General features: G+C 55.4%; 18 protein-coding genes and 1 tRNA gene. 16 read left to right on the plus strand and 3 right to left on the minus strand.

What is annotated here, in order from left to right; translation table 11 throughout:
- Position 1 precedes the first annotated feature (1 nt).
- Genes BUB22_RS07210 through BUB22_RS07225 form a run of 4 tightly spaced genes read left to right on the plus strand, consistent with a single transcriptional unit; the run spans position 2 to position 4,561 of the window.
- On the plus strand, positions 2-1,231 hold the full coding sequence (locus BUB22_RS07210; protein ID WP_072807822.1) for a murein hydrolase activator EnvC family protein: 1,230 nt from the start codon (positions 2-4) through the stop codon (positions 1,229-1,231).
- Positions 1,228-2,352, plus strand: a complete 1,125-nt coding sequence (locus BUB22_RS07215; RefSeq protein WP_072808008.1) for a DNA polymerase III subunit delta' — start codon at positions 1,228-1,230, stop codon at positions 2,350-2,352. Before BUB22_RS07210 ends, BUB22_RS07215 begins: the two co-directional genes overlap by 4 nt.
- Positions 2,352-4,049, plus strand: coding sequence for a single-stranded-DNA-specific exonuclease RecJ (recJ, locus tag BUB22_RS07220; RefSeq protein ID WP_073114539.1), 1,698 nt, complete (start codon positions 2,352-2,354; stop codon positions 4,047-4,049). The genes BUB22_RS07215 and recJ overlap by 1 nt, the downstream gene beginning before the upstream one ends.
- Before the next feature lie 5 nt (positions 4,050-4,054).
- Positions 4,055-4,561, plus strand: coding sequence for a hypothetical protein (locus BUB22_RS07225; RefSeq protein WP_073114540.1), 507 nt, complete (start codon positions 4,055-4,057; stop codon positions 4,559-4,561).
- Between the two features lie 7 nt (positions 4,562-4,568).
- Here BUB22_RS07225 and BUB22_RS07230 read toward each other — a convergent pair whose 3' ends face one another.
- Together BUB22_RS07230 and BUB22_RS07235 are read right to left on the minus strand one after the other, a co-directional pair.
- Positions 4,569-4,994, minus strand: coding sequence for a hypothetical protein (locus tag BUB22_RS07230; protein ID WP_139258829.1), 426 nt, complete (start codon positions 4,992-4,994; stop codon positions 4,569-4,571).
- Between the two features lie 18 nt (positions 4,995-5,012).
- Positions 5,013-5,095, minus strand: a tRNA-Leu gene (locus tag BUB22_RS07235).
- A gap of 125 nt (positions 5,096-5,220) precedes the next feature.
- Here BUB22_RS07235 and BUB22_RS07240 point away from each other — a divergent pair.
- The 7 genes from BUB22_RS07240 to BUB22_RS07270 all read left to right on the plus strand — a co-directional run bounded on the left by BUB22_RS07240 (position 5,221) and on the right by BUB22_RS07270 (position 15,892).
- Complete coding sequence (locus BUB22_RS07240) at positions 5,221-5,745, plus strand: hypothetical protein (RefSeq protein ID WP_073114541.1); 525 nt, start codon at positions 5,221-5,223, stop codon at positions 5,743-5,745.
- 176 nt (positions 5,746-5,921) lie between these two features.
- On the plus strand, positions 5,922-6,479 hold the full coding sequence (locus tag BUB22_RS07245) for a prepilin-type N-terminal cleavage/methylation domain-containing protein (protein WP_073114542.1): 558 nt from the start codon (positions 5,922-5,924) through the stop codon (positions 6,477-6,479).
- A gap of 7 nt (positions 6,480-6,486) precedes the next feature.
- Positions 6,487-6,993 (plus strand): type IV pilus modification PilV family protein, encoded by a 507-nt coding sequence (locus BUB22_RS07250; protein ID WP_073114543.1) that lies wholly within the window; start codon positions 6,487-6,489, stop codon positions 6,991-6,993.
- A 113-nt stretch (positions 6,994-7,106) separates the two neighbouring features.
- A complete protein-coding gene (locus tag BUB22_RS16100) occupies positions 7,107-11,081 on the plus strand; it encodes a hypothetical protein (RefSeq protein ID WP_083535442.1) in 3,975 nt (1,324 codons plus the stop codon).
- A gap of 24 nt (positions 11,082-11,105) precedes the next feature.
- Entirely contained in the window at positions 11,106-12,287 is a 1,182-nt protein-coding gene (locus BUB22_RS07260) for an acyltransferase family protein (protein ID WP_073114544.1), read from the plus strand.
- 197 nt (positions 12,288-12,484) lie between these two features.
- The gene (locus BUB22_RS07265; protein WP_254794672.1) at positions 12,485-14,659 is read left to right on the plus strand and encodes a glycosyl hydrolase family 8; all 2,175 of its coding nucleotides are present in this window, start codon (positions 12,485-12,487) and stop codon (positions 14,657-14,659) included.
- A gap of 129 nt (positions 14,660-14,788) precedes the next feature.
- Positions 14,789-15,892 carry a vWA domain-containing protein gene (locus tag BUB22_RS07270; RefSeq protein WP_073114546.1) on the plus strand — a complete coding sequence of 368 codons (1,104 nt, stop codon included), beginning with the start codon at positions 14,789-14,791 and terminating at the stop codon, positions 15,890-15,892.
- Here BUB22_RS07270 and BUB22_RS07275 read toward each other — a convergent pair whose 3' ends face one another.
- Positions 15,893-17,008: a GGDEF domain-containing protein gene (locus BUB22_RS07275; RefSeq protein ID WP_073114547.1), complete on the minus strand. Its 1,116-nt coding sequence runs from the start codon at positions 17,006-17,008 to the stop codon at positions 15,893-15,895.
- A 183-nt stretch (positions 17,009-17,191) separates the two neighbouring features.
- Between BUB22_RS07275 and BUB22_RS07280 the strand changes: the two genes are divergently transcribed.
- From BUB22_RS07280 to BUB22_RS07300, 5 genes are all read left to right on the plus strand, one after another.
- On the plus strand, positions 17,192-18,220 hold the full coding sequence (locus BUB22_RS07280) for a vWA domain-containing protein (protein WP_073114586.1): 1,029 nt from the start codon (positions 17,192-17,194) through the stop codon (positions 18,218-18,220).
- Positions 18,221-18,995: 775 nt separating this feature from the next.
- Positions 18,996-20,546: a M16 family metallopeptidase gene (locus BUB22_RS07285; protein ID WP_083535443.1), complete on the plus strand. Its 1,551-nt coding sequence runs from the start codon at positions 18,996-18,998 to the stop codon at positions 20,544-20,546.
- Positions 20,547-20,549: 3 nt separating this feature from the next.
- On the plus strand, positions 20,550-21,593 hold the full coding sequence (locus tag BUB22_RS07290) for a hypothetical protein (RefSeq protein ID WP_073114548.1): 1,044 nt from the start codon (positions 20,550-20,552) through the stop codon (positions 21,591-21,593).
- Entirely contained in the window at positions 21,590-22,252 is a 663-nt protein-coding gene (locus BUB22_RS07295) for a TrmH family RNA methyltransferase (RefSeq protein WP_254794673.1), read from the plus strand. The genes BUB22_RS07290 and BUB22_RS07295 overlap by 4 nt, the downstream gene beginning before the upstream one ends.
- A 65-nt stretch (positions 22,253-22,317) precedes the next feature.
- A complete protein-coding gene (locus tag BUB22_RS07300; protein WP_072807836.1) occupies positions 22,318-23,226 on the plus strand; it encodes an MlaD family protein in 909 nt (302 codons plus the stop codon).

The following is a 23,226-nucleotide window of genomic DNA, read 5'->3' on the forward strand; positions in this document are numbered from 1 at the left end:
CATGCGTCTGCTGGTCGTTTTTCTCTGCTTGCTTGTAGGCCTTGCGGGTGCTGCCCCGAAAAAGACGGACGCCCAGATCAAGGAGCAGCGCAACGCCCTCAAAAAGCTTGAGTCCGACCTTGCGAAAAAGCGCGAGGAACTCGTGCTCCTGGAAACAGAAGAGAAGGGCGTGCTGAATACGATTTCGCTTTTGGACCAGAACCTGAACCAGACGCGCGTCTACATCACCGAACTTTCGAAAAACGAGAAACTCGTGCAGCAGGCGGTGGAACAGCTCAAGCGGGATATAGATTCCCTTGACCAGAAAATCCACGTGCGTAAGGAAGCTATGAAGGTGCGCGTGCGCAAGTTGTATGTAAACGGCCGCTACAGCGAGGCGGAAGTCCTGTACCGGCTGCTTTCCCGCGAAGGTGACCCGAGGCGGCAGGCGTACTGGGTGCACCACGTGCTGAACGAGGACCGAATGCAGGTGGAAATCCTGACGGCGATGGTTACGGAACGCGACGAGAAAAAGCGAGAGTCGGAAGAGCACCTGGTGGAACTGAACGGCCTGCGCGAAAAGAAGGCGCGGGAAGAGAAGGGGCTTGTAAGCCAGATGGGCAACCAGGAGCGCATGCTCCTGAACCTCAAGCACGACAAGGCGATGCAACAGCGCGCGCTGCAGGAATTCGAACGCAACCAGAAGGTGATGCAGGCCCTTATCGCGAAGTTGGAAGCGAAGCGCAAGAAGGAAATCGAGGAAGCGAAGAAGGCCGAGGCCGCCCGGAAGGCGAAGCAGAAAAAGCAGAAAGAAAAGAAGGTCGTGGAAAAGCCCAAGAAGACTATCGCGGGTTCGGTCAAGGGGCCGAAGTGCATGCCTCTGGAAGGCGAAATCATAAGCAACTATGGCCTGCAGGAACATCCGGTATTGCATATCGCCACGCGCAACCTGGGCGTAGAGATTCGCGGCAAGCGCGGGGCCGCCATACGTGCCGCTGCGGCAGGGACTGTCGTGATGGTCGCAGAAATTGACGGGCGAGGCCCTTCCGTGATTATCGAGCACGAGGGGGGTACGTATTCCGTGTACGGCCACCTGCGCTCCATTCGCGTGCAGGAGGGAAAAGAGGTGCGTAATTGCGAAGAAATTGGCGAGGCGGGCGATATCGCGAGTCTAAATGGAATTAAATTGTACTTTCAAGTTAGCGAAGGCACCCAGACGGTGGATCCGCTACAGTGGTTGAAGACGAAATGATAAAGTATCGCTTAAATGGTCCCGCGTCGCAGGAACGCCAGCGCATCCGCCTGATGGCGGCGCTGTGCGAGAACCGCTTCCCTCAGGCGGTCGTCATTGACGGTACTCCGGGAATTGGCAAGAAGGCGCTTGCCATGGAACTCTCGAAGGCGCTCCAGTGCACCGACATGTTCGAGCGCCCGTGCGGGCAGTGCTTCGGCTGCAAGATGGCCGCCGACCCGGGAGCCGCCGACAACTGGGTGTTCCCGCTTACGGCCGCCGAGGCGCAGGCCAAGTCCGCCGAAGACGTGAAGGCGGGGAGCCGCGCGAAGACGCTCCAGGATATCAAGCAGGGCTATATCGAGCAGATTGTTGCTAACCCGTACCGCACCGACATCTTCGATGCGGGTGCCGAGATTTCGGTGAATCTCATCCGCGCCATGAAGTCGACGTTCGTGATGAAGGGCGACCGTACCCGCGTGGTGATTGTCGCTGAGGCGGACCGCATGAACGATGCCGCCTCGAATGCCTTCCTCAAGACGCTCGAGGAGGTCCCGCCCGATACGTACTTCGTGTTGACCGTGGCCTCGCGCGAAAGGCTGCTCCCGACGATACGTTCCCGTTGCCTTGCGATTCACCTGTCGTCGCTTACCGACGCCGAGGTGAAGGAGGAAACCCTCCGCATGCTGGGCGACGATGCCGACGAGGATCAGGTGTCCCGTGATGTGATAGGGCTTTCGCTCGGGTCTCCCGGCAAGGCGTTCTTCTATCTGGAAAATGCGAAAGCGCTTTGCGGCCTGGCGTCGGACTTTATCGTGAAGAGCCTCAAGAACGACTATAGCGCGCTTTTCGAGGAGCTTGCGGAAAACGACCTGACCGAAGTCTCTGAGGCGAACGGCTTTTTGGAAGTGCTCTCGTTCCTTATCGCCGACATCCTGCGCAAGCAGTCCGGTGCGGCGGTGCGCCTGCCCGATACCATGGCGGGTATGGACATGGATGCGTTCCCGCGGGTAGATGCGGATGCACTCGAGATGGCGCTTGCCACTGTGCAAGAAACTATGGAAAGGATAGCGAGCCGCCGCAGTACTGCGATGATGTGCCTGCAGTCGCTCGCCATAAAGCTTTTCGAGGGTTACAAGTAATGAACGACACCGTAGCTTCGACGCTTGCGCGGGAACTGGAAATCCCGCATCTGGTAGCGAGGCTTCTCGTATCCAGAGGGATCCGTACCGCATCTGCGGCAAACCGGATTCTGGACGACGGCTGCGGTGCAGAACTTTCCCCCTGGCTCATGAAGGGCATGGAAGATGCAGTGAGCTGGATTCTTGCGGTGCGCGAGAAGAAAGGGAAGGTGTTTATTTTCGGGGACTACGACCTGGACGGCATGACCTCGGTGACGCTCCTTTCGAGGTGCTTCGCGCAGATAGGGATTGAGTCGGAGTGGAGGCTCCCGAACAGGTTCGGCGACGGCTACGGGCTTTCCATTGCCGCCGTGGAAGAAATGTACAATGCGGGTGCACGCAACCTGGTGACCGTGGATACGGGCATTACAGCGAATGTGGAAATCGCCCGCGCGAAGGAACTCGGGATGTCGGTGATGGTTATTGACCACCATCAGCCCTCGGGGGACGCGCTCCCTCCGTGCGACGTGCTGCTCGACCCGCACCAGCAGGGGGACATGTACCCGAATCCCGAACTCTGCGGGGTGGGGGTTTCGTACAAGTTTATATGCGCGCTGTTCGAACGGCTCGGGATGGAATCTCCCAGGAACTTGCTCGAACTTGTTGCCCTCGGGACGCTTGCCGACCTCGTGCAGATGACTCCCGAAAATCGCTTCTTTACCAAGACCGGACTTGCAAGACTCCAGAACAGCCAGTTGCCCGGAGTGCAGGCTCTGTATTCCTCGCTCATGAAACCGGGGAGCGCGGTCGGCGGCATCGACGTGATGTACAAGATTGCGCCGCTCCTGAACGCACCCGGCCGCATGGAAAAGCCGGACCCCGCGCTCAAGTTGCTCATGTGTACCGACGTGGCGAACGCTCCGGACCTGATGGCGGAACTGAAGGAATGGAACGCGCAGCGTAAGGCGAAGGAAGCGGAAATTACCGACATGGCGCTTACCCGCGTGAAGGAAATCTACGGCGACAAGATTCCAAAGGTGCTTGTGGTGGATGGCGCCGGCTGGCACGTGGGCGTTATCGGGATTGTATCTGCAAAGCTGGCGCAGGAATTTTGCCGCCCGACCGCGGTGCTCTCGATTGACGAGGGCATGGCGCACGCGAGTGCGCGCGCGGTCCCCGGTTTCAACTGGCACAAGGCGCTCTTTGAATGCCGCGACCTGTTTGAGCGCTGGGGCGGGCACGCGAACGCCGCGGGCTTCTCGCTCCCTGCCGGCAAGATTCCCGAACTGCGCGAACGCCTGGCCGCTTCTGCCGAAGAGCAGGGCTATACCGGCGAGGCGTTCGATACCAACGAGCCGCATGCCTACGATATCGACGTGGCGCTCGGCGAACTGATTGTGGAAGGCTCGCGCCACCGCATCGAGAAGACGGTGCTTGACTATTTTGACAAGATGGAACCGTTCGGGGGAAACTTCCCGTATCCCGTGTTCCGTGCCGAGGGCGTGACCGTCCATCGGGTGAAGGAACTCCGCGGCGGACACCTCCAAATGGAAATCTCGCAGGCGGGTAGCCCCTCGTTCTCGGCTATCGCGTTTGGGCTTCGCAAGTGCAAGCCTCTCCTGGGCGGTTCGCGCAAGGTCTCCATCGTGTTTGAACCCACGTGGAACTATTTCAATAACAAGAAAACTATCCAGCTTTGCGTAAAGGCCATCGAGTAGGCCGTATGCAGAAGTTGCTCCCTTACTTTTTTTCGTTTGTCGTAGTCGCTGCCTTGGCGATATTCCTCTTCTATTCCGGTTTCAGGGAGTTGTTCACGGTAGCCGTTCCGGAACCGCCTGTCGAAGAACAGCCTGCACCCGAGGAACCGAAGGCGTTTACCGGGCGCGTCGTGATGCCCGACAGCGAAAGCATTCTCGTGCTCGAGAACAGCGCGGATCGCGACATCAAAAAAGTGGCTACGTATTTTTCGGGCCGTGCGGCGGGACTCCACTGGCTTGCGCGCCCGTACTTCAAGAAGCACCGCGATGCGGAAGATGTCATCGTGGGCATCCGCATGACCATCGATTCGCTCGGGCGCATCACGTGCAACGAGATTGAGTACACGAACGCCGAAGACGAGAGCCTCAAGGACACCCTGCAGAGGCATATCGAGTATTACTGGCGGTATAGGAAAAGCGAGTACGGCACGACCGAAATCTGGCTCCCCATCCGTTTCCGCGCCGTTTATTAATTAAGAACTACCCCTTGAGAATCTTCAGCAGTTGTTCGGTGCGCTTCTCGATGAGGATGAACGCCTCGAACATGCGGGCCTCGCGCCACTTGGTCAGGTACTTCGCGCGCCATTCCGCGGCAACCTGGTCGGGAGCCTCGGGAGCGTCTTCGTTACGGTACCAAACTTCCTTCGTGATTTCGCGGATCATGTCGCCCATCTCGGCGGCAGGCTGCAGGCTTCCCTTGCACAGCAGCAGGGCGCGGAGGTTGTCGAGCAGCACTTCGTCGCTCGGGTTTTCCGAGTCGTCGCGGGCGCAGTCCCAGATTTCGCCGCGGTGGCGTTCCGTCCAGCCCATGAGGTGCTTCTCGGTGCGTTCGAGTTCACCCTTCGCGAGCTTTTCTTCCACGGCTTCGCGGGGGTAGTAGATGCTGTTCGGGTAAAATTCGATCATGGTCATTCCCAAGGTTAATGCCCGGGGCGGGACTTGAACCCGCACGAGGTTGCCCCCAAGGGATTTTAAGTCCCCAGTGTCTACCATTCCACCACCCGGGCAGGTGTGCCTGCCAAATATAGGAAATTTCGCCATTTTTCCGTTTGTTGTCCTTTTGTCAAGGCATTTTTCGGCAGAATCTTACAAAAAAGAACCATTCCGGGAAAAATTTGCTAGATTAAGGAACATGAAACACTTAGTGCTTATTTCCGCTGTCATGGCTCTTGCCATAAACGCCTTCTCTGCAGACGACAACGAGAAGGAATTCAAGGAACAGCTTGCCTCGCTCCGCGATAGCTACGCTTCCTCCATCAATATGGCTATGGAAGATGCCATGGAGGGCGACCCTGCCGGCTGGTTCAAGGCCCGCAACGAAGGTCTCGATGCCGACTGGGACGACCTGGAATTCGAACCGCCCACCCTTTCCCTGTTCTCTATCGAGGAAATTCCCTACGGTTTCAAGATTTCGGGCAGCAACCACGATTTCCAGCTCAATGCCGAGGTTTTCGTCTGGACCCGCAATACCGACATCCAGTACACGATTACCTACCTTGATGGCACGAACGAGGCCGCCAAGGCGATTGCGAAGGAAGTGTTCCAGAACGAGCGGTCCGACTACCCGTCCAAGTGCGCGAAGGGCGCCGTGACCTGCTACAACGGCAAGTCCACCTTCGGCGAACTGAAGAAAAAGGGCAAGAAAAAGAAGAAATAATCACTTTTTTCTTACGGGTAAATAAATTTTTACCCTTTTGCCGAAATTTTATATATATTAGAAAGAGCCCGGTCCCGTTTTGGCGCCGGGCTCCGGATTTTTGTACCCTGAAAATTCGTGAAATTGCTAACTTGTTGAGTGTCAATGGATTGTTGTTTTGTCGGAGTCTAGGAAATATGGTCAACTGTTCTAGAAAGCTCGGTTTTACCCTGGTTGAGGTCCTCGTGGTGGTCGCCATCATGGGCATTCTTTCCGGTATCGGGGTGGCTAGCCTGCGCAGTGCGGTTGCGAACAGCCGAATCAAGGACGCCGGTATCAACGTGACCGCCTTCATGCAGCGGGCGGCGAACGAGGCTACGCGGTTGAACGAGAAACTGGCAGTCAATGTTGAAAGCGGCAATAAGACGTTGAGGCTCTACAAGTGCAATGCTGTTGATGGTAACGGAATTTGTACCAATTTTGGTGATACGGTTGACGAGATGACTCTTGAATCGTCGAACGCTTTTGTTACGGATAAAAATTGTCCGGACTTGACTGGTGCCAAGACGACACCGGCGACCGTCGTGACTCTCGTTCCGAAAATAGGGGTATCCCCGATTCCAACGTCGTGTCTCATGGTGCGTTATGGTGGTACCGACCGTTATGCGGTTTCAATCAAGTCCCCGACAAAGTTCTCTATGTATTACGAGTTGAGTTATAATAGCGGCGCGGTCGGATCCTGGTTTGAACCGTAGGTGTGTTATGGATAAGTTAATAAAGAGCAAGAAAGGTTTCGGTATCACGGAGGTGCTTATCTCCGCGGTAGTTCTCGGTCTTTTGTACATGGCGATTCTCCACATGCAGACGGGCAACCGCGAGGCTTTGCTCCGTATCCGTGGGCGTGACGGCGCCATCGAGGTCGCACAGCAGGTCATCGATTCCCTGAACCGTATCGGCATCGCGTCCATTCCCGACCCGACGAGTCATGCGGAAGGGGACGAAGGTACGATTGACGAGGCCAATAATCTTGTCTTGGAGTTGCCTGCGATTTCTCGCACCTGGGATCGTGGAGAAAAGGTCGGTGGTGGATTCTCCACTATTGCTTATACTCCGACCTTGACGGTTTCTCCTACGACAGACTACACGGCGACAAACGAATCGAACCTAGAGACTGTTAGCCACGTCTATGCCAAGCAGGTGAACGTGCAGGTCTCCTGGCAGTTCAAGGGCTCCACGCAGTCCATAAACATGTCCACCGTGATACGCTAGGCCGTCTTGCCTGTAATCTGTGCCGGGATTTGCTCCCGGCCTTTCTTTTTTGTTTGCGAGCCCGTTCCATTTATTATACATTTACTTGCATACAGTAAAACAGGAGTTTCCAGATGGCCGGGAAATCTACCCTCTTTAGGACAGCTGTTGCGTTGGCGTTTTCTATTCTCGTAGCGACCCCCTGGGCTGCGGGCCTTTCGGACGAGCAGGAAGGTGCGTCCAGGGTCTATTGCGTCAAGAAGGTCCCTGTCGCCGAAGACGAGTACCTGGTCCAGCTTTCGCAACAGGGTGCCGGTTACGCTCCTGATAGCGATGAACAGTGCTTTGAATGGTGGTATTCCGCTGCTACAGTTTCTGCCTATTCCGCATTGCAGGAACTGTTCTCCGTAGATTTTCCTCCTGGCGAGATTATCCTCACGTCGGATCTGGAGTTTGGCGGCTACGACGACAACGGTGAAGTGTGCGTGTCCGGTGCCACCGCGTTCTATCCGTTCCTATTCGGCAGCAGTGGCAAGGTTTCTCTGACGAGTGCTGGCGATTCCGCATTTACGGTACGCGGGGTGTGTTACATTGGCGGAGCCTCCGAAGCAACCTTTGGCGGGAATCTTCTTACATCTATAAAGAACGTTAATTTTGAAAATCTTCGCCTGGAATCCCTAATCAGTGCGGGCCTATTAGGGTGGACCCAGAACGACGCTTCTGTCGACAGGGTCCGTATAGGTAATGCGGTCGTGAACGCTCCGATGGCCGGGGTCCTTGCCGCATCTATTAGGGACCTGTCGGTAAACGAATTTTACGGATATTCCATTGTGCTCAACGCGATACCCAAGTTGAACGATAACGAATCCTTTAGTACCCCAAACGCGAGCATCGGCAGTCTGGTGGGTTATGTCGAAAAGTTGGAAGTCGTATCGGCAAAGCTCCAGGATGTCTATATTACGTATAGTCCCTCGGTGGGAACCTCTTATCTCGACAGTTCGCTCCCTGATAGGGATGCTTACGTGGGTGGAATCGTCGGGCATGTCACTACCCAGGTCAAGTTGCATCAGGTCGGCCTCGAAAATATGGTGCTTACGGACTATGCGGATGGTGACGGTATAAACTACGTGGGCGGTCTCATCGGCAAGGTGGATGAGTGCGATTGGTTCTATGTGGAAAGGACGTACACCGCCTTGGCCGATATCATCTGCAACTCTGGCAATTGCGTACAGGGCTTTGGTGCTGGGTACATCAGGTTTGTCGAAGATCCTGGTGTAGTGTCCGCTAGGGCCAACTTCCATTATTCTGCGAACGAGCAGGACGTGACCCGCTATTTTGCCGGCATGGTCGTGGGGGACTATTTGAACAGTTACGGGATAGAGAACACTACCATTACGGATGAGTTCAACAAGGCCGGCACCATGCCTTTCTATTCCGAGGAACTCGTGGGCGACGAATATGAAAATGTGAGGCGCGATGACCCTGTTGCTCTGGGCAATTACCGCAATGCGATGGGGCGTATTAGCGCGACGGAAAATTTTGTCGAGGAATCCTATACGTTTGATGACCCGGAACTGGGAAACTTGCCGAATGGTGTGCTGGATACTACATACATGAAGTCGGCGAAGTTCATCGATATCCTGGACAATATCGGTGGAGTCCTGACGAGCGGGGACGTCCCGTGGAAATATGACGACACGCACCAGACTCTCTATTTCGATGTTGACTGGAACCGCTCCGACGAGGTGGTTGATTTGAACGTACACAGGATTGTGTTCATGCTTGACTGCATCGAGTCGGGATGCCTTACCGAAAGCGAGGAGCGCATGCTTGGACAGTTTAATAATTACCGGATGGGTACTAACGAGTTCGAGTTCGTGACGGATGAATCTGGAGCAATCACGAATACGGCGTGGCTCGAATTTGCGGCTAGTCTAGAACAGCCGAATGCTGACCGCGACCCTGTTCATTGGGAAAGTTCGAACGACAACGGTCCGTACAAGAGGTTCTCTGCGGACGAGGCGTACGACGACGATTACACCTTTAAGCTTATGCCGGGCGAGGCGCAGGAGGAAACGACCGAAGAGATTGCCTATGCGTTCTTCGGGAAGGGAATCGATTACGACCAGACCATCGTAGAACTCATCAGTTACGATGGCGAAACAGTCAAGAATAAGGGCTCGCAAATCGACATGATGAGCTACTCCGGCGGAAGCCAGCCCATTTCGCTCCGGGCGGGCAAGGTGATGCAGATTTTCTCGCGCAACCCCGTGACAACGGACGGCAGCGATTTCAAGGGCTGGAAGGTCCGCGCCGAGATGACGTTTACAACCAACGAAACTGAACTGAAGAAGATTGCTTTTGCGGGTATGGACATTCCCGTGGATGGCGATGGATACTTTAGCTTGGGCGAGAACTGGGAATCGCTTAATGCCCGGTTTGAAAAGGCTTTGGGTGAGAATGCCAATGCCCTTACAGAAAGTCGTTCGATTGCGCTTGCCATATTCCCCGCGGGCTTCGAGGATATAAACGGCGTGGAAGACGATGGCGAGAAACAGGAAGAAGTCGAGGTTGTCTACCCGGCGCTGTTCTGGTCGGGAAATGCCATACAGCTAGCCGTAAAGACGGATGATTTCGTGAACGAGGAGGGAGCGCCCTTCGTGAGCGTGATGCTTGAGAACTTGAACGACGAACCGCTGCTGGATACCCTGATGGAATTCCCGAATGGCGGATGGCCCGAGGTGTTCACGTGGGAAAAGTACCCGCTTGCCGCGGGCATGTACCATGTAGTCGCAAAGATATACAACGGGGAAGGCGATAATCCGGACGTGCGCGAATGGACTTTCGAGGTGAAAGACGTAATCGAGAACGATTGTGGCGACTGCTGGCAGATGGTTGCGCTTTCGAATGTCGATTTCGAGAAATACGAGTGGAATGACAATGAGGTGTTCTACTGGTGGGACGAATTCGCTATTTATGGCAAGTACTGGCAGTACAAGGAGTTTACGAAGAAGGACTCCCCGGAACACGTGAGGGGGTATTGGTATCACTCGCTTGAAGGCCGTCCGCTTGTTCTTAAGGACGAAATGTTTACCGGCCAGGCCGTGTGGCATCTTGATAGCGTGAACAGCGGCTGGAACATGGTGGCCAACCCCTATGGCTGGAAGATGAAGATTGGCGTTGCTGGCCAGGAAAATCGGGATGAAAAGCCTGAGTTGGAATTCTGGCGCTGGAACAAGCAAACCGGTCAGTACGACCCGCCTGAAGCTGTGGAGGAACTTGAGCCTTACGAGGCTGTGTGGGTAAAACTCAATCGCGGTCCGGAGATGGATTGGAGTCTTCCGGCAACGCCGGCCTTTGTTGATTTCGTGAACGAGGATGGCGAAATAGTTCATGTGAAGTCGCTCAACAAGAAGGGCGTGCTTGCGAAGGCGGCCGGCGCCGACGGCTGGGCGTTGCAGGTGGAACTCTCCGACGCAAGCGGCAAGATGGACAGCTGGAACATGCTCGGCGCGGGCAAGGCTGCGTGGGATTCCGAAGAACCGCCTGCCGGCATGGGCAACCGCGTGAACCTCAGCATCGTGGATGCGGGCAGGCGCCTGGCAAAGAGCGTGAAGGCTTTGGGCGAAGACGCATACGAATGGAACGTGGAACTTTCGGCGACAAGCGCGCGTGTGGGTTACCTGAAGTTTGCGGGTATCGACGGAATTCTCGCGAGCGGGCTTCGCGTGTTCGTGACGGTCGATGGCGTGACTACCGAAATGCACGATGGTGAAAAATTGCAGGTGATGCTTTCCACGACGGCGAAGTCCGCGAACATCCGTGTGGCGAAGTCTGCAAGGAAGGTTGTCGCGAGCACGTTGCAGGGCTTGCGCATCTCGCAGAATGCCGGAATCTTGCAGGTTCTCTTTGACGCATCTGCAGGCCTGAACGGAGCCAGGTCGCGGGTCGATGTTGTCGATACGAAAGGATCCGTTGTCGCTACTGTGGATTTCAAGGCGGTCGAAGGTTCGAACAGGCTTTCGCTGGAAATCCCGTGCGGCGGTCTCCACGTTGTCCGCGTTGTCTCCGGTAGCCAAGTCGCCTTGCAGAAAGTCTTGCTCAAGTAGCGGTTTTTCTACATTTGGGCCACGATGGCAGAGAATTCCCCGAACACAGGTGCGAAAAAGCCGGATTACTTTCCGGCGATTGATGGCCTGCGCCTTCTCGCGAGCATAAACATTGTGATGCTCCATCTGGGGAGCTCGAACGCGCTCGCCTACATGGCGAACAACACCTGGCTCATGCCCGTCTTTACCGCCCCGGCATTTGCGGCAGGCATATTCTACGTGTTCGCGGGGTTCCTCTTTGCAAGCAAGTTCAGCGACCCGGAACGCCGCATACCGGTAATCCCGTTCATGTTCGCCCGCATAGCGAAGCTATACCGGCTCCACTTCTTCATGACCCTCCTCATGTTCGTGGTGCTCGTGTTCAAGTTCAGCGGCTACACGCACTTGCCCGGCCCAGGCGAAATCGTCGATTGCGCCTCGGCGGGGCTCGCGAAGATGTTCCACCCCTGGCGCAGCCTGCTCCTGCATCTTTCGCTTACGTGGTCCATCGTTCCCGACCTGGGCATGAAACTCAATGAACCCAGCTGGTCGCTCACGAGTTTCTTCATGTGCTATGCCATCACGCCGTGGTTCAGCCGCTGGCTCTTTAGGCAGAATCGCCGCACCCTCTGGATCCTCTTCTTTGCGGTGTTCGTCCCGGGTATCGCGTGGGCAGTGTTCTTCGGGCTTTCGGGCAACCTCTGGTTCGACAGTTACGATGAAAAGTACAGGTTCTTCCACATGTTCGCCCCCGTGCGCGTGTTCGAGTACATCTTCGGCATGGTCATCTTCCGCCTGTACAAGGAAGGCTTCTTCGAGTTCCTCAAGAAGGACTACGTGAGCGGAATCGTTCAGGCATTGCTCCTTGCCGCCCTTTACGGGAGCCTGTTCCTCATGTCGCCCTCGTTCAATCCCGGCGTAAACTACTTTATCCACCATAGCGTCGCCGTGTTCATCTACGGGCTGTTCGTGCTCTCGCTCCTTTCGGGCAAGGGATTCATGGCGTGGTTCTTCTGCATCGGCATTGTGCGCAAGGTGGGCCGCGCGAGTTTCTACCCTTACCTAATCCACCTGCCGCTCATCACGATTGCTTGGGGTATATGCAACCTGAACACTCCCAAGAACACGCTCCTCTTTATGCTGTTCGTCTACACGGTGAGCACGCTCTACATGGAGTTCAAGGTCTGGAACAAGAAGCGCAAGAAGCGCCTTGAGCAGGCAAGATAGTTCTGCTCCGGTGTGCTCCCGCTCACACCTCTCTGCAAAGGTTTAAAAATCTTTACTGTGTTTGCCGATTTTTGCGAAAAATCGGAACTTTTTGTCGCCCAGTGCAAGTTATTTATTACATGATTGGGGTGGCGGTTTTTGTTCAATCAAATTATATTTTAGATGGGTGGGAATAACAACAAAAAAAGAGGATGTTGATGAAAAACTTCTTTAAAGCAACAGTGTGCGTGGCCGCCCTGGCCGCAACTTCTGCCATGGCGGGCTCGTTCCCGTTCCCGCAGAACATGAAGAGCCCTCACGGCTACACGATCCCGTTCGCGGATACCCAGGTCATCAAGGACCACTTCAATCTGTGGAAGCAGGCCTGGTACCAGGATAAGGGCGATGGAAGTGCCTGGGTGCTTGCTCCCGAAGGTACCTGCTCTACGGTTTCTGAAGCTATTGCCTACGGTATGTTGATTACCGTGTACATGGACGAACAGAGCATGTTCGACAAGCTTTTCAAAACCTGGAAAAATAATGCCGTGAATGGAAATGGCGGTATGAACTGGCGTATCGGTTGTAGTGGCGGGACTGGTTCTGCATCTGACGCGGACTTCGACGCTGCTCTCGCTCTTGTCATGGCGTCCAAGCAGTGGGGCGGGAGTTACCTCAGCGAAGCCAATTCGCTCATTACCTGGATTGCTTCGAACGATATCAACAACAATCAGATTAAGCCGGGTAACGCCTGGAACGACGCTTTCAACCCGAGCTATGCGACTACTGCGAACTTCGCCCTGTTCCAGAAGGTTGCTGGCGGTTCCTGGAATAACGTGATTTCTCAAGCCTATACCGACCTGAACGCTTGCCAGAACAGTAAGTCCGGCCTCGTGCCTGACTGGTGCTCTTGGGGAGACCATAAGCCGACCAAAACAAGTGCATCTGTTGCGCAGGACGAAGATCCGGGCTTCTTCGACGATGCTGCCCGTACTCCGTGGCGCATGGCTTGGGCTTACTACTGGTACGGTGATACCAAGGCACAGGCCTTCAACAAGAAGATTAACGACTGGATGATTCCGACTGCCCGTACGGCTAGCGGCATCAACTCCGGCTATTTTGTAAGCGGTCAGGCAGTGACCTCCGAAAAGCGCAACTTCGTCTCTTCTACCTTCTCGGGTGGTATGGGCATGGCTGCGTCTTCCTTTGACGACGCTGCTTCCAAGGACTTCATGGAATCGGTGTACAAGACACTTTCCAACCTGAAGAGCTGCAAAACTGCTAGCGGCTGTGGAGAAGGCAGCAATTCCGGTGAAAAGTACTACCCCTCCACTCTCAACATCCTCTACCTCCTCCTCATCACGGGTAACATGCCCAACTTCTACGACATGACGGGCTTTACCCAGTTCACTCCGGACCCGAGCCTCGCCAGCGGTGTTTCTACTGCCGAAGGCGTGCAGCAGGCTTCCAGGGATTCTACGGTCGGTGTTTCCGGATTCTGGAACTGGGGTGCATACCACGACAAGCTCGGTATCGGTACCGTGATGTCTCCGGATTCGGGTACGTCTCCGCTCTACAAGACCGGCTGCGAAATTACTGCAGAGGCCACCATGGAAATCGGTCCGGAACCGGAATGGACGCAGGCCAAGGCTGATGTGTGCAAGAATACTCCGGCTCAGTGCGAACTCAAGTACCCGAGCGCCGGTATCGCCATGTCGTTCCTCTCCAACGACAAGAAGGGCGTTAACCTCGATGCTTTGAAAGTCAAGTATGTCCGTGTGACCGCCAAGACCAAGGGCCCCATCCGTATGGCAATCCTCAACGAGGCAACTGCCGAAGCGGGGGCTGAACCTGGCATTTATGTGGATCCTACGGACGATTACACGGCCGTGACTTACGACCTTACTCCGGACCAGTTCGGTTTCAAGGGTACCAACAGCCAGTCTATCGATATTCTTGACTGGGTCAATGTTTCCACCGCTCCCTCGGGTGAAGATATCATCAAGGTGGTCAAGGGCCTCAAGTGGGAAGTCAAGGACGCCAAGGGCGGTTTCGGCTCTGTCTCCATCAAGGCGATTGAATTCCTCGATGCCAATAAGCAGGTGATTGACCCGGTGAAGATTACCGGTATTACGGTTCCTGCCACCCAATGCGGCTCGGGTACGGATGCATTCGTGTTCCGTTCTCTCGCCCCGAGCGCGAAGGTCATCGCTTCTGGTTCCCAGATCCAGGTGCTTGGCGCCAAGGTCGGTTCCGACTACGCCGTGTTCAACATGCAGGGCAAGGTCGTGAAGGCCGGCAAGATTTCCGGTGCAACGCAGGGCATCTCTGTCGCCAACAGGGGCACGTTCCTCGTGCGCGTCGACGGCAAGATCCACTCCGTGACCGTGAAGTAATTCACTAGCAGACTCTTTTAAGAGAACCGTGGCCCGCAAGGCTGCGGTTTTTTTTTGTGGTGTGAGTGCGCTGTTTTTTGTATATTCTTCGTGCGGGGTTGCTGCCCCAGGTATTTTTAGGAGTTTAGAATGGATATTGGTGCACTTCATTTTCAGAATCCCGAAGCCTTCTGGCTGCTCGTTTTTGTTCCTGTACTTATAGCCCTGTACGTATATCGCCAGCGCAAACGCAAGAGTACCATCAAGTTTCCTGCCCTTTCCATAGCGAAGCGGGCTGTTCCGAGCCGTCGTGTGCGTCTGCGCCACATTGTGCCCGTGTTGCGCCTTGCGGCCCTCTGCTGCTTCGTGGTGGCGCTTGCCCGCCCGCAGAATGCGATGGAGGTGGAATACACGAATACAGATGGTGTGGATATCATGCTCGCGCTCGACGTTTCGGGTTCCATGGGCACGCTCGACATGCTGACCCGCGCGGAGCAGGCGAAACTCGGGGTGATGAACGCCGAACGCATCCTCAATTCCGGTGAATACTGGAAGTATAGCCGTATGGGTTACGCGCAGGGGGTGATTGCGGACTTTATCCAGAAGCGCCACAGCGACCGTATTGGGCTTTCTGCCTTCGGTAGCCGTGCCGTGACGCAGTGCCCGCTCACGCTTGATTACGGGAGCCTGCTCGAGATATTGAAGGCAACGGACGAGCTTGCGAAGGATTCCATCATCGCGGGTCGCACGGCGATTGGCGATGGCCTGATGAACGCGCTTGCACGCCTGCAGAAGTCCGAGGCAAAATCGAAGGTGGTGGTGCTCCTGACTGACGGGCGCGACAATGCGAGCGTGATTTCGCCGGTCCGTGCCGCAGATGTGGCGCAGTCGCTGGGTGTGAAGGTCTATACCGTGGGCGTAGGCAAGAGGAGGGGCAAGATTCTCGCCTTCCAGCAGAACCCTTGGACGGGCGAAATCTCGTGGGGCGAACGCGACATCACTCCCGAAGAGGAGGTAGACGAATCAACCCTCAAGGAAGTCGCCGCAAAGACGGGTGGCAAGTTCTACCGCGCCGAGAACAAGGAACAGCTCGAGGAAATCTACTCGGAAATTGACCAGCTCGAGAAGACCGAAATCGAGACGGTCGCCTACGCACGGTATGCCGAGAAGTTCTACCCGTGGCTCCTGGCGGGCGCCTTCCTGATTCTGCTGGAGTTGCTGCTCGCGAATACGCGCTTCGTGCGCATCCCGTAGTTACAGCGGTGTGGCGGGCTTGATGCAGTTGCTTTCGGCCTTGTCCAGGAACGTGTCTATTGTGCGAGTCTCGGATGTGCCGTATTCTGACCAGTGTATGCTGAACGTGATGGGCCACGGACCCTGCAGGAGTTCCGTACTCGATGCGCTTGCTGCAATCAGCTTGTTTGCAAATGCCTCGATTTCTGCGAATTCGCTGCATTCGGTAACAATCGCGAAGGTCGCCTTGCCGTAGCGGGCGATAAACGTGCCGCGCTGGACGCTCTGCTCGCGCAGGAATGTCGCAAGTTTCTGGAGGGCGACCACGCAGGCCTTCTTGCCGTGCTTCTTTTTCCTTGCCTTGAAATTGTCTATCTCTATCTTGAGAAGGAATAGCCTCTTGGCCGGGTCCTGGCTCTGCGTGATGGATTCCAGGTACGACGACAGCTTGTTTGTGTTGTTGAGCCTTGTTGTTAGGTCTACGGTAATATGCTGTCGGGTGCGGTACATGTGGATAAACAGGGTAACGAGGACGAATACCGTTGAGGTTATGGGGAGCTCGTAGAATTTCGCCTGCAGGATCAGGGTGAGTAGCGGGATGAGCATGACGATAGCGATTATGTAGAAACACCGCCTATGGAGCTTGTTGGTGCATTTGCTTGCCTTTTTTAGGCAGAGTCCGGATGCCGCTGCAATGTAGAGGATGGAAAGCATGTTCAGCAAGGCCCATAGGTAGGGATTCATGTCGGTTGGTCCATCCGTCAGGTGCATCAGCGCGTCGACGAGGGCGATTGCGCTGACGATGACGCTCGGGCCTATGATGGGGATGAGCCACTTGCGCAACGTGTAGGTATTTGCCGATGTCGAGTAGAAAACGGAAAGGAACCAGCAGCAGCCCATGCAGATACAGGCGATGATCTTGAAACTATTGATAAGCCTGATAATGGGAATGTTTGATTCGGGAACGAGTAGCCCGAGCGAGTTCATCACGCTGAATAGGATGGATGTTTCTACAAGGCACTGGAATGCGCGTGCCGATTTCTCCAGGACAGCACGTTCCCTGTTGCCGTACCATATCATCAGGTACACGATAACGCTGATAACGTCGATTTCGATTCTAAAAGCGTCTATTCCCATAATCACTACCCGATAAGTAAAATATATCTTTTGCTTAACAATAATAACAATTTATTCGAAAAAAGCATTTTTTTGTGATTATTGGGCAAAATAATGCAAAAAACGGGGCAAAAAAGGCTGTTTTTTGTATATTCAGGGTGTCGCGGGACGCGTGCCCGCAGTTTTCCGATTCCGGAGGATTTGATGCGTTTTGCTGAACCGAACTTCTTGTGGTGCCTGTTTACGCTCCCGCTATTTGCGCTGCTGTTCTACTATGCCTACCGCCGTCGCAAGAAACTTGCCGCAAGGTTTGTCTCGCTTTCGATGCTCCCGAAACTCTCGACGAGCGTATCGCCGTGGCGCAGGCTCGTGAAGGTTTTCTTGCTCCTGCTGGCGCTTGCCTTCCTGTTTGTCGCGCTTGCCCGCCCGCAGTGGGGCCGCAAGATGGAGCATATAGAGCGCAGGGGCCTGGACCTTGTGCTGTTGCAGGATATATCCCTCTCGATGCTGGCCGAGGACGTGAAGCCGAACCGCCTGGTGCGCAGTCGCCACGAGATTTCGTCGTTCCTGGAAAGTCTCTCGGGTGACCGCGTGGGTCTGGTCGCGTTCAGCGGCGAGGCGCAGGTGATGGTGCCGCTCACGCTTGACTATGGAACTGTGCAGATGATGCTCCGGGAGCTGAATCCGGGCTGGCTCATGCCGGGCACGAACCTGGAAAACGCCATCCGCAAGGGGATGAGCCTGTTCAGGAATTCCGGTGGCGCGGGCAAGTATTCCGTGATGATATTGATGAGCGATGGCGAGGAACTCGAGGATGCCGCCGTGAATGCCGCGAAGGAAGCGGCAGAGATGGGTATCAAGATTTATACCATCGGTATCGGCAGTCGCGAGGGCGTGCCCATACCGGTGAAGTCGCGTAACGGCGATGTCGCCTACAAGAAGGATGTGCAGGGGAATATCGTGACGACGCGCCTTGAGGAAGGAACGCTACAGGAAATCGCGAGCGTGACCGGGGCATTGTACTTCTATGCGAGCCCGGGCGAGTTTCAGCTGCAGAAGGTGTTGACCGAGATTGCGGGCATGGAGAAGAAGGAACAGGCATCCGACCGCATGGAAAACTATCAGGACCGCTACCAGATTTTCCTCGGGCTTGCCGCCCTCCTGTTCCTGATAGAGGCTGTCGTGTCGGAGCGCGGCCGCCACCGCAAGCAACTCGCCGGCCGTTTCAGCTAAGGGCCTGTGGCGACGCTCTCTCTTATTTATGTTGGCTTCGGACGTGACTCGCGCGGTCTTTTGTAAAACTTAAAACCAAAGGGGCGGCACACCACGAGCCGTTCCTTGGTTCGTGAGCCGTAGGCGACTCGTATTAACGAGTCGTCGCAGGCGAAAGTGAGTGAGGAACCGTAGGTTTCAAAACCTGAAACGACGAACGAACGGTCTCGTAAAACTTAAAACCAAAGGGGTGGCACACCACGAGCCGTTCCTTGGTTCGTGAGCCGTAGGCGACTCGTATTAACGAGTCGTCGCAGGCGAAAGTGAGTGAGGAACCGTAGGTTTCAAAACCTGAAACGACGAACGAACGGTCTTGTAAAACTTAAAACCAAAGGGGCGGCACACCACGTGCCGTCCCTTGGTTTTAAGGAGAATAGAGAAAAGCCCTTCGGGTGGATTTGTCTCTCTTGGAGACGGGCGGCTCGCGTTTGCGACACCGAGTTGATATCCACCGGAGGGGCTCAATAAGTAATATAACGCCTTTTTTCAAAAAAGGGCGGGTCGGCGCGAAAATCAATACTCCAACTTGGAAGATGCCGGCTTTTTGTAATTCGCCGTGGGAAAAAGGTTTTGGGGTATAAAAAACATGCGGGAGGGGCCCCAGCTCAGAGTTGCGAAGGCCGCACGGGCCCCTCCCTGCACCCTCCCCATCCTTGGCCGACGCTGCTACGGGTATTAGATGTTTATTGCTGATATGAAAATTCTTTTGACTTTGGGAAAAACTATATTATAAGCAATGCGAAAAGTTTATAGTTCATTGTTTGGCCTGGTGAGTGGGGTCGCCTGCATTGTGGCGTGCTCCTCGGCACCGGAACCGTCCGCCGAACCCGTGGCGCAGCCCGCGCCCGCCCCGGCCGTGGAATCAGCACCCGTGCAAGCGGCCGCCGCACCTGCGGATACTGCGAAGGGTCCTGCGTTGCCGGCATCCTACAAGGATATTGTCTACCCGGAATACAAGTACGTGGCGCCCTACCCGAAGGACTACCGCGTAGAAATTGCCGAAGGCATTTCCGGTTACATCGTTGCCGATTCTAGCCTCCCGCTGGTGAACCTCTCCGTGTATTTCGATAATCCGGAAGTCGCTTCGACCATCAAGGATGCTGCCGCCTCCGGGATGGTAGGCGCCATGTTCCGCCGTGGTGGCAGTACGCACATATCGGCGCACGCCCTTGACGATACGCTCGAGTTTATCAGTGCGGGCCTTTCTACAAGCTCCGGTACCTGGATTTCCAGTTTCTCGATAGATTGCCTTTCGAAGGACTTCGCTTCCATGCTGGATATGGCGGGGAAGGTGATTTCTTCTCCCGCATTCGACGCGAAGCAGCTTGAAATCGTGAAGACGAACTACGTGACCTCCCACGAACAGCGTTACGACACTCCTGCGAAGGTGCTTTCGGCCTTGAGGACCAAGGTCAACTATGCCCCGAACCCGAGGCTGTGGGACCCCACTCTCGAAGAATACAAGAAGGTTTCCGTCAATGACATGAAGCGCCTTTCGGTATCTACCTTCGCGTCCAAGCACATCGTGTTCGCGCTGTCGGGTGACGTGAAACGCGACTCCGCGGTTGCCATGCTCAAGGAATTCTTCGCGACGCTTCGCAAGTCGGCCGATGCGAAGGCGAAGCCTTCTCCCTATAGCGCCCCGCAGCCGCTCGTGTTCCTGAACAAGCCGGGCACCTACGTGGTGGACAAGGATATCACGCAGGCGAATATCTCGATGAACCAGCCCTTCGTGAAGCGCCCGCATGCAGATTACTACCCGACGGCTGTCGCGAACTTCATTCTCGGTGGCGGCAGTTTTGCCTCGCGCCTCATGACGCGCGTGCGTAGCGACGAGGGCCTTGCCTACCACATCAGCAGCCGTGCGGGCAACGACTACCGCGATACGGCGATGATTTCGATCAGCCTGCAGACGAAGGTGGAATCCGCCGCGTTCGCGCTGAAGCTCGTGTTCGAGGAAATCGAGAAACTTGCGAAGGATGGCCCCACGGAAGAGGAACTCGCGATGGCGAAGAAGACTCTCGTGGAAAGCCTTCCCGGCCTGTTCGATTCCCCGTCATCGACGGCGGCAATTTTTGCGGGCGATGAACTGCTGGGCAAGAGTCCGGACCATTACCTCGACTACGTGAAGGAAATCAATGCCGTGACTGCCGAGCAGGTGAAGGCGATGATTGCGAAGTACTACGCCAAGGACAAGATGACGATATCCGTAGTGGGCCCGGTCGCAAAGCTCGAGGCCCTGAAGCCCTTTACGGTTGTCCCGCTAGACAGTCTCGATATCAGGTAGTCTATGTTCAGGGTCGTTTCGGAATATCTTTCCCGTTTGACTGTCGCGACACTGCTCGTGATGCTTGCAGGCGTATGCTCCCATGCTGCGGGTTCCGACAACATGCTCGGGGCGGATTCGGTTGTCCGCAACAGACTCCTGAAACAGCTCGGTAACGAGGACGACTTGCGCTCGCTCTGCTCCGGTCTCAAGACTTGCCTCAACATCGACTATCCCGGTTGTTCCGCCGGCGATAAGCACCCCTGGCCGCATCTCAAGTACAACGAAGAATTCTGCGCGCCGTACCACGAGGTAACGAAGCGAGGGTTTGCCCCCACTCCGGGTGCACCGATGGTCCCCGAAGTCTATGCGAGGCTTGGCCGCAGGTACCGCGCCATCTACGAGAACAAGGGCACGCTCCCGCTGGGCCAGAACGTCATCAGCTATCTGTTCGACAACATGCCCTTTACGGCAGATCTCATCAATGCATACCTGAACACGAACTACACTCTCGAATATACGAGCAAGAACCGCAGGTATTTTAACGGCAGTAACGGCCGCAGCCTTTCGGGCGAGTTCTACTGGGCCCTGCAAGATAGCGCGGGGCAGAAGCTCGGCATGCGCAACCTCTTTTTCGGGTACGGGCACGCGAAGGTGCTTCGGTGGTCGCTGCACGGAACCGCAATTGCGTATCTCGACATGGACGAGATTTCGAAAAACGAAATCAGGTACAAGTTGACGGCCATCGTTTTCCCGGGCAATTCCGTGCTGAATTCCATCATGCAGATGCAGGTGTTCAAGAGCGTTGTGAACGACAAGATAGACCACATCGTGAAGGATATCAAGAAGGCTTCGGGCCGCTACTTCGGGGGTGACAAGGAACCCATGCTGAACAGTGCGAAACTCAAGTCGTTCGATAACGTGCAGTACGTGATAGATTTCGAGAACGTGGTGAACGGAGCCCCATGGAAACTGGGCGACTTCGAGAGGCTGAAGCGTGAACGCGAGAAGCAGAAACGCGAGAGCGTTCCCATAATATTTGAAGATACAAGGACTCAGGCAAAATGAGCGAAAAAGAGAAAGAAAGTCTGGAATCCCTCCTGGCGCGCGTGACTGACCGCCGCAAGGAACTGCTGACCTCCGTGGTGGACCGCCGCACGAGGCATTTTTGCATGGTGCTGGAAGACCTGTTCGACCCGCACAACATTTCTGCCGTTATCCGTACCGCGGAAGTGTTCGGCCTGCAGGACGTGCACATTATCGAGGAGGACAACGCCTACAGCGTGAACAAGTCTATCCTCAAGGGCAGCTACAAGTGGATGAGCCTGTACCTGTACAAGAAGCGCATGCTCTGCATGGAGAAGCTGCGCGCGAAGGGCTACAAGATTGCGGTCGCGAGCACCAACACCACGAATTCCGTGCTTGACCTGGATTTGAGCCAGCCTACGGCATTCTACCTCGGGAGCGAGTTCCACGGGAACCACCCCGATACGCTCGCGCATGCCGACTACGAGTTCAAGCTGCCGCAGTACGGCATTACCGAATCGATGAACGTCTCGGTCGCGGGTGGCGTGCTCATGACCTACCTCGACGTGTACATGCAGAAGGAAGGCCGCGAGAAGTTCCTGCTCCCGAAGGAGGAACGTGACGCGCTCCTTTACGACTGGCTCGACCGTCATGTGAACGGTATCGAGAACAATAGCCCGATTACGCACGTGGACGGGTAGTTTTTGCCCTGTTTGTGGCGATTCCGGCACATGTGCGTACAAAAATATGCTAGATTGAAAGATAAATGAAAAAGAATTCCGCTCTATACTTCTCCGTTGGCCTCGTTGTCCTCTTGGCTATCGTGATTCTTGTGTTCGGAATGTTCTTCTTGAACGAAAAGGATCCTCGCGAAACTTTCAATACATTCTATCTCCGCTTTACGCAGGTGAGTACGCTTGTGCTCGATGACCCCGTGAAGGTGAATGGCGTCAAGATGGGCAAGGTAGAGGACATTAGCCTTGCCGGCCACCGCGTGGTGGTGCGTATACGCCTCCGTACCGACGTGAAGATTCCGAAGGATTCCGAAATCCGCGTGCAGAACATCGGTATCATGGGTGAACGCCAGATTGGCATGATTCTCGGCGACGAGGAAGCCTATTTTGCCCCGGGCGATACCATCAACGGCCAGTTCGACGCCGGTATTGCCGAAGCGCTCGGCCTTGCGGGCGAGGTCTGCGACAGCACGAAGGTGCTTCTTGAATCCGTGAAGTCGGCCCTCAACGGCACGATTGCGAATCCCGATTTCCAGGAACGTTTCAGGACGCTTCTCACGAAGGCCGAAAACCTGGAAGACCGCCTGATGACCATGGTCAACACGACCGACCCGCAGTTGAAGAAGAGTCTCGCCAGCCTGAACGAGGTCATGGGCAAGGTAGACGCGCTTGTTGACGGCGTGAAGCCGCCTATTGACAATCTCTTTGCCAACGCCGATAAGACTATAGGCCATGCCGATGCGCTGGTTGGCCAGCTGGAAGGCGTAACCAAGCATCTCGACGACCTGATCGCGAAGGTGCAGTCCAAGGACAATACTGTGGGCATACTCCTTTCTGACAGGAAACTGCACGACGACCTGGTCAAGACGGTCCATTCGGCAGACAGCCTGTTCCGCGTGATTCTGCATGACGGTCTGGACGTGAACGTGGATATTTTCTGA

Source organism: Fibrobacter sp. UWCM (assembly GCF_900129735.1).
GTDB lineage: Bacteria > Fibrobacterota > Fibrobacteria > Fibrobacterales > Fibrobacteraceae > Fibrobacter.